The following is a 13618-nucleotide window of genomic DNA, read 5'->3' on the forward strand; positions in this document are numbered from 1 at the left end:
TTTTAGCCGATATAATTGTGAATTTATAAATTTTCAGTTTTTAAAATGATAATTTATAAATTCATATCAAATTTTGATGCTACTATCAAAATTTACTATCAAAACTCACCGTATTACAAGCTTTCTTTTTATCAACTTTGCTTTAAATTTTTTATGTTTGCAAAGTTTTAAAAATAAGTTGTCTTTTATTAGATATCTATTGTATTCATAGTCGTTATTTTTATATAGCAAGAACATTAGATTATATCCCAAAAATATAGATAACCGTTTTAAAACGATCCCAATAAAGAATACAACATTTATAGGCTTATTTCTGTTTAGGAAATGGCTCTAATCTCATATTGAAAAAATATATTAATTTATGACTACTTATAAAGATTACATCAAGGAAATCGAAGATCGTAAAGAACAAGGTCTTCACCCTAAGCCAATTGATGGAGCTGAATTATTAAGCGAAATCATTGCACAAATTAAAGACGTAGATAACCAATACAGAGAAGACTCACTTGACTTTTTTATCTATAATGTTTTACCAGGAACTACTGCGGCAGCAACGGTTAAAGCAAAATTTTTAAAAGAAATTATCCTTGGTGAATCTGAAGTTAAAGAAATTTCAACAGAATTTGCTTTCGAACAATTATCTCATATGAAGGGAGGTCCTTCAATAGAGGTATTATTAGATTTAGCTTTAGGTACAGATGCTGATATTGCAAAACAAGCTGCTGAGGTTTTAAAAACACAAGTTTTCCTTTATGAGGCAGATACAGCAAGATTAGAAAAGGCATATAACGAAGGTAATGGCATTGCTAAAGAATTACTAGAGAGTTATGCGAAGGCAGAATTTTTCACGAAGCTTCCAGAAGTTGAAGAAAAAATTGATGTGGTAACGTTTATTGCTGGTGTAGGTGATATATCTACCGATTTATTATCACCAGGTGGAGATGCACACTCGCGTTCAGATCGTGAATTACACGGTCAATGTATTTTTGAACATAACAAAGAGCAGCAACAAGCGCTTCTTGATTTGCAAAAGCAACACCCAGACAAAAGAGTTATGCTTATTGCAGAAAAAGGAACTATGGGAGTAGGATCTTCTAGAATGTCTGGTGTAAATAACGTGGCTTTATGGACAGGTAAAAAAGCTAGTCCTTATGTACCATTTATTAATATCGCTCCAATTATTGCAGGAACAAACGGTATTTCTCCAATTTTCTTAACCACTGTTGGTGTAACTGGAGGTATCGGAATCGACCTTAAAAACTGGGTTAAAAAGACCGATGATCAAGGTAATGTTGTTACCGATGATAACGGAGATCCTGTTTTAGAACAAGTATATTCTGTAGCAACAGGAACAGTTCTTACTGTTAATACAAAAGAGAAAAAATTATACCACGGCAATGTTGAGTTAATGGACATCTCGGCGTCTTTAACTCCACAAAAAACCGAATTTATTAAAGCTGGTGGTTCTTACGCTGTAGTCTTTGGTAAAAAACTTCAGACGTTTGCATCTAAAGTTTTAGGAACAGATATTATTCCAGTTTACGCTGCATCAAAAGAAATTTCAGTTGAAGATCAAGGTTTAACAGCTGTTGAAAAAATATTTAATAAAAATGCTGTTGGAACAACTCCTGGTAAAGTTTTACATACAGGATCTGATGTACGTGTTGAGGTTAATATTGTAGGATCTCAAGATACTACAGGTTTAATGACATCTCAGGAATTAGAAATGATGGCTGCGACTATTATTTCACCTATTGTAGATGGTGCTTACCAATCAGGTTGTCACACGGCTTCTGTTTGGGATAATAAGTCTAAAGCGAATATTCCAAGGTTAATGAAGTTTATGAACGACTTCGGTTTAATTACAGCTAGAGACCCAGAGAATAAGTATAAGCCAATGACGGATGTAATTCATAAGGTTCTTAATGATATTACAGTTGATGATTGGGCGATTATCATCGGAGGAGATTCGCATACAAGAATGTCTAAAGGTGTTGCTTTTGGTGCCGATTCAGGTACTGTAGCATTAGCGCTTGCAACAGGAGAGGCTTCTATGCCAATTCCTGAATCTGTAAAAGTAACCTTTAAAGGTGAAATGAAAGATTATATGGATTTCCGTGATGTGGTTCATGCAACACAACAGCAAATGTTATCTCAGTTTGGTGGAGACAATGTTTTCCAAGGTCGTGTAATTGAAGTGCATATTGGAACGCTTACTGCAGACCAAGCATTTACATTTACAGACTGGACTGCTGAAATGAAAGCTAAAGCATCTATCTGTATTTCTGAAGATGAAACGTTAATTGAATCTCTAGAAATAGCGAAAAGCAGAATCCAGATCATGATTGATAAAGGCATGGATAATAAATTAAACGTGCTTCAAGGATTAATTGATATTGCTGAAAAGCGTATTTCTGAAATTAAATCTGGTGAAAAACCAGCTTTAGCTCCAGACGAAAATGCGAAATATTTTGCTGAGGTTGTTGTAGATCTTGATAAGATTGAAGAACCTATGATTGCCGATCCAGATGTAAATAACGAAGATGTTTCTAAACGTTATACGCACGATACAATTAGACCATTATCTTTTTACGGAGGTACAAAACAAGTAGATTTAGGATTTGTTGGATCTTGTATGGTACATAAAGGTGATATGCAGATTTTAGCACAAATGCTTAAAAATATTGAAACACTTCAAGGGAAAGTAGAATTTAAAGCGCCATTAGTTGTTGCGCCTCCTACTTATAACATTGTAGATGAGTTGAAAGCTGAAGGCGACTGGGAAGTATTACAACGTTACTCAGGATTCGAATTCGACGATAACGATCCTAAAGCAGCAGCACGTACTAAATATGAAAACATGTTGTATTTAGAGCGTCCAGGTTGTAACTTATGTATGGGTAACCAAGAAAAAGCAGAACCAGGAGATACGGTAATGGCAACATCTACACGTTTATTCCAAGGTCGTGTGGTTAAGGATTCTGGCGAGAAAAAAGGAGAATCGTTATTATCTTCTACACCAGTAGTTGTATTGTCTACTATTTTAGGAAGAACACCTAATTTAGAGGAGTACCAAGCAGCTGTAAAAGGTATTAACTTAACTAAATTTAAACCATCTAGTAAATTATTAACTGTATAATCTAGTTTACGGTAATTTATATAAATTAAGCCTGAGTTATTTAATAGCTCAGGCTTTTTTATATGCATCCTTTTTTATAATCATTCTATATACGGCTCCTGTTTTCTTAAGTCTTCTAGTTTTCGTAACTTACAGATTAAAATAGTTTAATAAAAATAACACAAAAATATGGCATTCGATATTGATATGATTAAGAAGGTTTACAGTCAAATCGCTGACCGTGTTGATAAAGCACGTGAGATTGAAGGGAAACCATTAACACTCTCCGAAAAGATTTTATACGCGCACCTTTGGGATGGAACTCCCAATAAGGCATTTGTAAGAGGAAAGGATTATGTGGATTTTGCACCAGATCGTATTGCTTGTCAAGATGCAACAGCACAAATGGCGTTATTACAGTTTATGCAAGCAGGAAAACCTCAAGTGGCAGTTCCTACTACCGTACATTGTGATCACTTAATTCAAGCAAAACAAGGTGCTGTACCAGATTTAAAAAGAGCTAATGAAACCAGTAATGAGGTTTTTGATTTTTTAGCTTCAGTATCCAAAAAGTACGGTATTGGTTTTTGGAAACCAGGAGCCGGTATTATTCATCAAGTAGTTTTAGAGAATTATGCATTCCCAGGAGGAATGATGATTGGTACAGATTCACATACAGTAAATGCTGGTGGATTAGGTATGGTAGCTATTGGTGTTGGTGGAGCTGATGCTGTAGATGTTATGGCGGGTATGCCATGGGAACTTAAGTTTCCTAAATTAATAGGTGTTAAGTTAACAGGTAGTTTAAATGGATGGACTTCAGCAAAAGATGTCATTCTTAAAGTTGCCGGTATTTTAACCGTTAAAGGAGGTACAGGTGCTATTGTTGAATACTTTGGTGAAGGGGCTAAAAACCTTTCTTGTACAGGAAAAGGTACCATCTGTAATATGGGAGCTGAAATAGGTGCAACAACATCAACATTTGGTTATGATGATTCTATGGAGCGTTATTTACGTGCCACAGATAGAAGTGATATTGCTGATGAAGCAAATAAAATTAGAGAATACCTTACAGGTGATGATGAAGTTTACGCCAATCCAGAAAGTTATTTCGATCAAGTTATTGAAATCAATTTAGATACGCTTAGACCTCATTTAAATGGTCCTTTTACTCCAGATTTAGCCACTCCAATTGGAGAACTAGGTGTTAAAGCAAAAGAAAACGGTTGGCCTTTAAAAGTTGATTGGGGGTTAATAGGGTCTTGTACGAATTCTTCTTATGAAGATTTAACCCGTGCGGCTTCTATTGCTAAACAAGCGGTGGATAAAAATATTAAGTCGAAATCTGATTTTGGTATAAATCCAGGATCGGAACAAATTCGTTTTACAGCAGAACGTGACGGTGTCTTAAAAATATTTGAAGATTTAGACGCGACTATCTTTACCAATGCATGTGGACCATGTATCGGACAATGGGATAGAAGTGATAGAAAAGGGGAAGAGAAAAACACAATTGTACATTCTTTCAATCGAAATTTCTCAAAACGTGCTGATGGAAACCCGAATACGCATGCTTTTGTAGGTTCGCCAGAAATGGTTGCGGCAATCGCTATTGCTGGACGTTTAGATTTCGATCCTATGAACGATACTTTAATAAATGAGGATGGTCAAGAGGTTAAATTAGAAGAACCAAAAGGTTTGGAGTTACCACCATTAGGATTTGATGTAAAAGAATCGGGTTATATACCACCGGTTGAAGACGGTAGTAATGTAGAAGTAACAGTAAGTCCTACCTCAGAACGCTTACAATTATTAACACCTTTTGAGCCTATAGGCAACGATATAAAAGGGGCTAAACTTTTGATCAAAGCATTTGGTAAATGTACTACAGACCATATTTCTATGGCAGGACCATGGTTGCGTTTTAGAGGTCACCTAGATAATATTTCAAATAACTGTTTAATAGGCGCTGTTAATGCGTTTGGGAAGAAAACAAATTTTGTTAAAAACCAATTAACAGGAGAGTATGGCGGCGTACCTGATGTTGCTCGTGCTTATAAAGCTGCTGGTGTGAAATCGGTGGTTGTAGGCGATCATAATTACGGAGAAGGTTCTTCAAGAGAACACGCTGCTATGGAACCACGCCATTTAGGTGTTGCTGCTGTAATAGTAAAATCTTTTGCACGTATTCATGAGACCAACTTAAAAAAACAAGGAATGTTAGGTTTAACATTTGCTAACGAAAATGATTATGATCTAATTCAAGAAGATGATACAATCAATTTCTTAGATTTAAATGAATTTGCAGCAGACAAGCCTTTAACAATTGAGTTTGTGCATGCTGATGGCTCTAAAGATGAAATTTTGGTTAACCATACTTATAACCAAGCTCAGATAGACTGGTACAATGAAGGTTCAGCTCTAAATTTAATTAAAAAAGAAAATGCTTCGGCATAATTAAAAGGCTATATAGTAAAGAAAAGCTTCCGTTATCGGGAGCTTTTTTTATTTAGTAACAAAGTAAGCTAGATTGATTTAAAGCGACTATATAAGCGTATTAAACAATTACTTTGTCGCATATGAGTACAGTCTGGTTTTTTGAAGATGTTAATTTATTTGGCATGTTGTGCCCTCATAAGTTTAGAGCGTATAAAAAGGGACATTCTTTCTTAGAATATAAAAAGAAAGATTATATCTATTTTGAAGAGGATGCCTCTAATAAAATTTTCCTTATCGAAAAAGGAAAGGTGAAAATTGGCTATTATAATGAAGATGGCGAAGAAGTTGTAAAGGCTATTCTTACTCGTGGTGAATTGTTTGGAGAGAAAGCTATTCTAGGCGAAGCTAAGCGGGATGAATTTGCACAGTCTCTAGATAATACTACGGCTATATGTCCAATTGGTGTCGATACCATGTATGATTTAATGCGAAGGAATCAGTCTTTCAGTTTTAAAGTCTATAAGTTTATTGGACTAAAATTTAAAAAGCTTGAACGCAGATTACAATTATTGCTATTTAAAGATTCTAAAACGCGTTTAAAAGAATTTCTAGCCGAACTCTGTGTCGAGTCAGGATATCATTGTCCAGAAACGGGAGATACTATTATTTATCACCACTACACGCAAAGTGATATAGCATCTTTAATTGGTACTTCAAGACCTACTTTAAATATTCTTTTAAATGAACTTAAAGAAGAAAATTACCTTGAATTCCATCGTAAAGAAATCAGAATACTAAAAAAAGCAGCATAATTTTTTAAACTTTTTTCATTTGTGTTAGATAGCTAACAAATCAAGTTCTTCTTATCCTATAGATTTGCTTCATAAATTATTAATGAACAAATATTAAACAGATAAATTATGAAGAAATTAATTTTAGGAGCAGCCTTTTTAGGTTTGGTAAGTGCGTCGTGTTCAAATGACGACGATAATGTAAATAACATTACAGTAGCTGACGGTTCTTTTACTGTAACTATTGAAAATATAGCACCAGTTAATACATTTTTAAAATCAGGTATATTTAATACGCCAGCAGGAGATGCTAGTCCTGGACCAGCAACACCTGGTAAGAGTTATGAATTTACAGTAGATGCAGGTAGAAGCCAGAAACTATCTTTTGTAACGATGTTAGCAGCAACTAACGATGCATTTTTTGCGCCAGGTAGTGAAGGTATTTCATTATATGATGAGAATGGAAATCCTTTTTCAGGAGATGTTACAGACCAAGTATATCTTTGGGATGCAGGAACAGAAGTTAATGAAGAGCCTGCGGTAGGACCTAATACGGTAACAAATCAATCTGGGCCTAATACAGGTGTTGAAGAAAACGGAAACGTATTACTAATGAGTAATGTTACTAATGGTGAAGTCTTTGATTTTCCTGAAGTAAATGAAATAATTAATGTATCTGTTACTTACATAGAAGGAACTCAGTTTTTAATAAGTATTACAGATTTAGCTGATGCATCTTTATCTACAAGTTTAGGAGATCAGGTTGCTCCATTATCTCCAGGTGTTTTTGTTATTCATGGAGGAGACAATCCATTATTTACAGTCGGTGAGCCAGATTTCGGACAAGGTATAGAAAATATTGCTGAAGATGGTGATGTTACTAATTTAGGAACATATACAGCAGAGAATACAGGAGTGACTTACCCAGCGTCTCCAGGAGTTTGGGTAATTCATGAAAATGGTATTAATCCTTTGTATACATCAGGAATAGAAGATTATGGTGATGGTGTTGAAGCTATTGCTGAAGATGGTAATGTAGCTGTTTTAGGAGCTAATATTCTAAATTTATCAGGTGTAACAGAAGGAGCTATTTTTAATACTCCTGTTGGAAGTGGTAATGCAGGTCCAATCGTGCCAGGTGGTGCATACGAGTTTACATTCCAAGCTCAAGCAGGTGATCGCTTATCATTTGTTAATATGTTAGCTGCAACTAACGATGTGTTTTTTGGAACAGATGATGCCGGTATAGCACTTTTTAATGCTAACGGAGAAGCTGTTAGTGGAGACGTAACAAGTAGTGTTTATTTATGGGATGCGGGTACCGAAGTTAATGAGGAACCAGCAATAGGTCCAAATACTGTTACAAACCAATCAGGTAGTGATACAGGAATTGAAGAAAATGGTGTTGTTTTACCTTTAAGTGAAGTTAATGATGGCTTTTCTTATCCGGCTGTTAACGCACTTATTAAAGTGATAATTACAGCAAACTAGTTACTGTAATTGAATTGGAAATTAGTGCCATAATTGATTTTTAGTTACTAAATTTGAAACGCATTTATCTTTTTGATGATGCGTTTCTTTTTCTTTTAATAGATTGTATTTTATGTCAAAATCAAAAAACAGTAAAATTTCAAATATAGCTATCGGAGTTTTTTTAGTGTTATTAATTATACCACAAACAAGACAACCTATTCAAGTGTTTCTTCAAAAAGGATTGGCTATGATTAGTCCTTCTGAAATAGATGAAGATGAGCGCGAGAAATTAGAGCGTTATGATAGTTGGCACTTATTAGATTCTGAAGGACGCACTTTTGATTTTAAACAAGCTCAGGGAAAAGTTGTGTTTATTAATTTTTGGGCTACTTGGTGCCCGCCTTGTATTGCTGAAATGCCAAGTATTAATAGTTTATACAAAGACTATAACGATAAAGTTGTTTTTTTATTAGTATCAAATGAAAGTCCAGAAACCATCACAAATTTCAAAAATAAAAATGATTTCAGTTTTGATTTTTATAAATCGATTTCACAGGTGCCTGAGCAACTTCAGAGTAGAAGTATTCCACAAACTTATTTATTAGACAAAGACGGTGCTATTGTTATGGATAAAAATGGTGCAGCAAATTGGAATAGTGAATCCGTTCGTGATTTGATAGATGGATTACTAACGTCTGAACAAAACAACAAATAAAGCTCTAATAAAAACCCAAGAAAACAAACTCTGTACAATTTTTAAATCTTGTTTTAAGCTAGATGTCTCATCAAGAAAACGAAACATAGTTGTTATACTATTTTTTCCATAAAACCTCTCAAATATCCAAGGGCCTTTAGCATTATTCGATTTTAAAACTTCTAGAAAAATCTTATCATAAAACTTATATTTTTTATCATATAGATTTAAAGAAGGAGACTGGCCATTTTTTAAGTTCTTGATAATTTTTGAGACATGCATTTCTGTATGTTTAAAAGCATATCCGGTAGATCCTTTTACCCATCCGCCACCAGTACCAATTTTAGTAATATGTGGCGTATTGTATTCCCAAAAAGGAAAATCTGTCATCGGGATATTTCCGCTCTCTTTTTCTGTTATTTTATAACTATCAACTTTTAAATGATCTCTAATGTATTTTTGAATGCCGTTATCATATATTTTTTCAGCAACAATTTCAGATGAAAAGAAAGTGAACTCAATTAAAGCTTTATTTTCGGAAAAGGGGAGCATGTAAATAAAGCTAGTAGAATTTTTATACTGAAACCTAAAATCCATTATACTAAAACTGTTAGGGTCAAAATAGTTATTTTCTGTTTCAATAATAAGACCTTTAAAATGTTGTTGAATTAGTGTATAATCGGTAATTCTTATCTTGTAATCTTTAGGAATCCGACTGTCAAAAACATGTGAAGCAGTATAGGTGTTTATTTTACCGTGCACGACAACCTGAGAGGTTTCGGTGGTAGAAACAACGGTATCTTTTATGAAATAGACATTTTCATGACTCTTTAAAACTGTAAATGCATGATTGTAAAAGTCTATTGCCCGTATGGTTTTGTATGTGTAAGGACTTAAACTTAATGTATGGGATGTTTTTTTAGAATAAAAATGAGCTGTTTCCCAAGATTTGTAAATTAGTGTCTCCCATTTGCCGGAACCAGTTTCCCAAAAACTCCACGTTTTATCATTTAAATTTTTAGACTTCGGGTCTATTAACCCAATGCGTTTTTGACTGAAGGTTTGTTCGGAAACTAATTGAAGTGCTAGTTGTAAACCGGCAAGACCATTTCCAATAATGATGTAATCGAAATGATTTTCTTTAGCTAACATTTATCACCTTATTAGTCTATTTTTTAAAGTATTTAAAAGGAACAAATAACATACCAAAGCATTCTCCATCATCTTTACCAAGATGCTTATGGTGCATTTTATGAGCCCGCCTAACGCCTTTAGCATACCAATTATTAGCGTTTCTAAAGAATTTAAAACGTTGATGAATAAATATGTCATGAACAAAAAAATAGGCTAAACCATAAGCAAATATGCCAACTCCTATTGGAAGCCCTATCCATAAATCGGCATAGCGCCAAAGTAAAAAAAGCGTAATACTAACAATGGCGTAAAAAATGAAAAATAAATCGTTACGTTCAAACCAACTATCATGTTTTTTATGATGATGATCTTTATGTAAGTTCCATAAAAAACCATGCATGATATATTTATGGGTAAACCATGCCATAAACTCCATAAATAGAAAGGTGCCTAAAAATACAAGAATCCATAAGATAGTAAGCATCATAATTTTTAGAGTAAATTTAGTTGATATTTAACGTAACTACGGGTTAATAGTTCTATTTTTTTATAATTTGGAACTCGAATTCGTGAGTTTTTTATTTGTAAGGCAGGAGTTTTCTTCAATTTCTTTAATAGCTGACTGTAATATCTGTATGCTGTAAATACACCAAATTTAGCTTCTATAGGTAGTTCTTTTATGCCTTGTAGTCCTATAGCGAAATCATGTTCAATTTCATTTATTATAGCTGTTTTTGAAGCTTCATCTAACTTAGATAAATCGGTGTTCGGGAAATAAGTTCTGCTTAAATCTTCATAGTCACTTTTTAAATCTCTCAAAAAATTAACTTTTTGAAAGGCCGATCCCAAATGCATTGCTGAATGTTTTAAATGGTTGTATTTTTCATTATTACCTTTAACAAACACCTTAAGACACATAAGACCAACAACATCAGCAGAACCGTAAATGTATTCCTTGTACTCATCGTTAGTTAAATACGTTGTTTTATGTAAGTCTGTGCGCATACTTTTCATAAAAGAAGTTATTAGATGCTTTTCAATACCGTATTTGTGATACGTTTCTTGAAATGAATTGAGAATGGGATTTAGACTTATTTTACGCTCTAAAGCTAGGTTTAAATCATTTTCAAAATCATTAAAAAGAGTTTCCTTATCGTAATCATGAAAGCTATCAACTATTTCGTCTGCAAACCTAACAAACCCATAGATATTATAAATATCCTGGCGTATGGTACTGGCAAGCATTTTTGTTGCTAATGAGAATGATGTGCTATACATTTTAGTAACCGTTTGGCTGCACGTGTGGGAAACATTGTCGAAAATTGATTTCATCTTCTTTTAATTTAGTTTGTTAAAGCTTCAACAGGTTAATAACTTATATTACTTAGTATGGTATTGGTTTATCAGTTCAGAAACCAATTTTCCTGAAATTAATGATGGGGGCACGCCAGGTCCTGGAACAGTCAATTGACCAGTAAAATACAAATTTTTAACCTTTTTACTTTTAAGTTTAGGTCTTAAAAATGCTGTTTGTAACAAAGTATTGGCCATTCCGTATGCGTTTCCTTTATAAGAATTGTAATCTTTAACGAAGTCGTTTACGCAAAACGATTCTTTAAATAGGATATGTTCTCGTACCTTTTGAGATGTTAATTTCTCAAAACGGTCTATAATTTTTGTGAAATATTGCATTCTTAATTTCGTGTTGTCTTGTAGTCCTGGTGCTAGCGGTATTAAAAATATGCCAGCTTCTTTTCCTTCTGGTGCAACCGATTTATCCGTTATAGAAGGGAAACTAGCGTAAAATAATGGGTCTTCAGGCCATTCGGACGTATCATATATGGTTTCGGCATGTTTGTCAAAATCCACATCAAAAAACAGCGTATGATGGTTTACGTTCTTAATTTTTTCATCAAATCCAACATAAAATAACAACGATGAAGGTGCAAAAACTTTTTTCTGCCAATACGCTTCGGAGTATTGCCTGTATTTAGAATCAAGTAAGCTTTCTGTATGATGATAATCAGCACCACTAAGTACTACATCACTAGTATATTTTTTACCATTAGACATTACGCCAATAGTATATCCGTCTTTTACGAGTATTTTTTCGACGCTAGCATTAGTTTTTATGGTTACGCCCATACTTTTTGCTAGACTTTCTATAGCTAAAACAACTTGATACATCCCTTTTTTAGGATGAAAGGTTCCTAGTCCAAAATCGGCGTAGTTCATAAAACTATAAAATGATGGCGTATCGCTAGGTTTAGCTCCTAGAAACAATACAGGGAACTCTAATATTTTTACTAAACGTTCGTTTTTAAATTCCTTACGGACGTCTTTTTTAATGGTACTAAAAAATTGATTAACCTTTTTTAAGGTTTTGGCGGTTACCAACTCGAAAGGGGAAACACCTGGATTATATACTAAATCCTTAATAGCTACATTATAATTGTCTTGTGCTTTATTTATAAAGCTTTGGAGTGTTTTAGAACTTCCTGGTTCTTCTTTTTCAAACGCAAAACGTATTTTATCTAAGGTATCTTCAATTGTTATGTAATCGTCTTTATCAAAGTAAACAGAATAAGCAGGGTTTAGCTTATCTAAAGTGTAGTAGTCCGAAGGTTTTTTGTTGAAATCAGCAAAGAAGCGTTCAAATACATCGGGCATCCAATACCAAGTTGGTCCCATATCAAATGTAAATCCATCTTTATAAAACTGTCTAGCGCGACCACCTATGTTATTATTCTTCTCAAAAATGGTAACATCGTGTCCTGCTTGTGCTAAATAGCAAGCAGCAGCTAAAGATGAAAATCCGGACCCTAGTATTGTTATGTTTTTCTTCATTGTTTAACAAATATAGTAAAATGTTAAACAAAAAAGTGTTTTTATATGTGTTTTTTCAAATCTCCTATAGAATGGAACAGTGTAATGCGCTTTGTTAGTTTGTTTTGGTCTACATTTTCTAATAACCGACCAAATAGCCATAGTTTATTTCTGTCTAGTAATAATGCCTGTTCAAACGCATTTAGATAGTTCTCTATATTTTCAATTTCTGGCTTAACAGTGAAATATGATATAAAGGTTACGTTTTTATAATGTTTTAAAATATCTTTCAAACTTACAATTGGCACACTTGAACCGAGGTAGATGGTATTGTAATTTTCTTTTAATAAACAGTAATTAATAAACTGTAAACCTAAATCGTGAATTTCATTTTCAGGTAAAAAGAGAACAAAGGTTTTGTTTTCGTTATTAGGAAGCTCGATTTGGTGTTTTTCAATGTTTATAAGAAGCTTTTGTTTTATTAATTCAGATATAAAGTGTTCTTGCGCTGGTGTAATGGTGTTTGTTTGCCATAGAAGCCCTATTTCACTCATTAAGGGCATGAATACTTCGGTAAATATTTCTGAAAAACTCTTTTGCTTAAGTAGGTTGTTGTAAGTGTTTAAGAAAAGTGCTTTATCAAAATTTAAAACAGCTAATTTAAACATGTTAGAAGCATGGTCGTCAGCTAGATCTTTAGTGGATAAACTTCTAACCGTTTCTGCTATATCAGCCTCATCTATCTTAGCAATTTTAGAAATCTTATAACCATTATTATATAAAAAAGTTACATTTAACAGTTTTTGCAGACTTTCTAGGCTATAATATCTAATATTAGTGTCCGTTCGTTTGGGTTCTAAAAGATTATAGCGTTTTTCCCAAATTCTAATGGTGTGTGCTTTAACACCAGAAAGGTGTTCTAAATCTTTAATGCTAAATTGAGTCTTTATATTGTTCATATTTTGTTTAAAAACATTAAACAAAAGTAGTGAAATAAATGAATATGATGGAATAAAATTTATTTTTTAATCGCCTAACATTAGAAAATGAACGTAGAAACCTCTACTAGTGTAAAAGTTGATTGTATTTCTTGTTTATAATTGTAGGGTGAAATTTACTAATTTTTAACCTTTTGGAAGGAAG

At 33.5% G+C, this 13618-nt stretch carries 10 protein-coding genes; 5 read left to right on the top strand and 5 right to left on the bottom strand.

The window, feature by feature from the left end; genetic code table 11:
- Positions 1 to 361: 361 nt before the first annotated feature.
- From ACW5R3_RS05695 to ACW5R3_RS05715, 5 genes are all read left to right on the top strand, one after another.
- A complete protein-coding gene (locus ACW5R3_RS05695; RefSeq protein ID WP_456578647.1) occupies positions 362 to 3139 on the top strand; it encodes a bifunctional aconitate hydratase 2/2-methylisocitrate dehydratase in 2778 nt (925 codons plus the stop codon).
- A 168-nt stretch (positions 3140 to 3307) separates the two neighbouring features.
- Positions 3308 to 5575, top strand: a complete 2268-nt coding sequence (locus ACW5R3_RS05700) for an aconitate hydratase (protein WP_456578648.1) — start codon at positions 3308 to 3310, stop codon at positions 5573 to 5575.
- A 122-nt stretch (positions 5576 to 5697) separates the two neighbouring features.
- Complete coding sequence (locus ACW5R3_RS05705; protein ID WP_456578649.1) at positions 5698 to 6369, top strand: Crp/Fnr family transcriptional regulator; 672 nt, start codon at positions 5698 to 5700, stop codon at positions 6367 to 6369.
- Between the two features lie 108 nt (positions 6370 to 6477).
- Positions 6478 to 7839, top strand: coding sequence for a spondin domain-containing protein (locus tag ACW5R3_RS05710; RefSeq protein ID WP_456578650.1), 1362 nt, complete (start codon positions 6478 to 6480; stop codon positions 7837 to 7839).
- Positions 7840 to 7951: 112 nt separating this feature from the next.
- Positions 7952 to 8536, top strand: a complete 585-nt coding sequence (locus ACW5R3_RS05715) for a TlpA family protein disulfide reductase (protein ID WP_456578651.1) — start codon at positions 7952 to 7954, stop codon at positions 8534 to 8536.
- On the opposite strand, the gene ACW5R3_RS05720 is transcribed toward ACW5R3_RS05715, so the two are convergent.
- Genes ACW5R3_RS05720 through ACW5R3_RS05740 form a run of 5 tightly spaced genes read right to left on the bottom strand, consistent with a single transcriptional unit; the run spans position 8510 to position 13434 of the window.
- The gene (locus ACW5R3_RS05720; protein ID WP_456578652.1) at positions 8510 to 9667 is read right to left on the bottom strand and encodes a lycopene cyclase family protein; all 1158 of its coding nucleotides are present in this window, start codon (positions 9665 to 9667) and stop codon (positions 8510 to 8512) included. The genes ACW5R3_RS05715 and ACW5R3_RS05720 overlap by 27 nt on opposite strands.
- Positions 9668 to 9683: 16 nt before the next feature.
- Positions 9684 to 10133 (bottom strand): sterol desaturase family protein, encoded by a 450-nt coding sequence (locus tag ACW5R3_RS05725; protein ID WP_456578809.1) that lies wholly within the window; start codon positions 10131 to 10133, stop codon positions 9684 to 9686.
- A gap of 8 nt (positions 10134 to 10141) precedes the next feature.
- Positions 10142 to 10981, bottom strand: a complete 840-nt coding sequence (locus ACW5R3_RS05730; protein WP_456578653.1) for a phytoene/squalene synthase family protein — start codon at positions 10979 to 10981, stop codon at positions 10142 to 10144.
- Positions 10982 to 11029: 48 nt separating this feature from the next.
- Positions 11030 to 12496 (bottom strand): phytoene desaturase family protein, encoded by a 1467-nt coding sequence (locus ACW5R3_RS05735; protein WP_456578654.1) that lies wholly within the window; start codon positions 12494 to 12496, stop codon positions 11030 to 11032.
- 41 nt (positions 12497 to 12537) lie between these two features.
- On the bottom strand, positions 12538 to 13434 hold the full coding sequence (locus tag ACW5R3_RS05740) for a MerR family transcriptional regulator (RefSeq protein WP_456578655.1): 897 nt from the start codon (positions 13432 to 13434) through the stop codon (positions 12538 to 12540).
- Positions 13435 to 13618: the final 184 nt, after the last annotated feature.

Source organism: Algorimicrobium bowmanii (assembly GCF_054031195.1).

What these genes read in the sequence shown, in the direction of transcription:
- ACW5R3_RS05710 (WP_456578650.1), top strand. Translation starts at nt 6,478, where the DNA reads ATGAAGAAATTAATTTTAGGAGCAGCCTTTTTAGGTTTGGTAAGTGCG.
- ACW5R3_RS05715 (WP_456578651.1), top strand. Translation starts at nt 7,952, where the DNA reads ATGTCAAAATCAAAAAACAGTAAAATTTCAAATATAGCTATCGGAGTT.
- ACW5R3_RS05730 (WP_456578653.1), bottom strand. Translation starts at nt 10,981, where the DNA reads ATGAAATCAATTTTCGACAATGTTTCCCACACGTGCAGCCAAACGGTT.
- ACW5R3_RS05695 (WP_456578647.1), top strand. Translation starts at nt 362, where the DNA reads ATGACTACTTATAAAGATTACATCAAGGAAATCGAAGATCGTAAAGAA.
- ACW5R3_RS05735 (WP_456578654.1), bottom strand. Translation starts at nt 12,496, where the DNA reads ATGAAGAAAAACATAACAATACTAGGGTCCGGATTTTCATCTTTAGCT.
- ACW5R3_RS05725 (WP_456578809.1), bottom strand. Translation starts at nt 10,133, where the DNA reads ATGCTTACTATCTTATGGATTCTTGTATTTTTAGGCACCTTTCTATTT.
- ACW5R3_RS05720 (WP_456578652.1), bottom strand. Translation starts at nt 9,667, where the DNA reads ATGTTAGCTAAAGAAAATCATTTCGATTACATCATTATTGGAAATGGT.
- ACW5R3_RS05740 (WP_456578655.1), bottom strand. Translation starts at nt 13,434, where the DNA reads ATGAACAATATAAAGACTCAATTTAGCATTAAAGATTTAGAACACCTT.
- ACW5R3_RS05705 (WP_456578649.1), top strand. Translation starts at nt 5,698, where the DNA reads ATGAGTACAGTCTGGTTTTTTGAAGATGTTAATTTATTTGGCATGTTG.
- ACW5R3_RS05700 (WP_456578648.1), top strand. Translation starts at nt 3,308, where the DNA reads ATGGCATTCGATATTGATATGATTAAGAAGGTTTACAGTCAAATCGCT.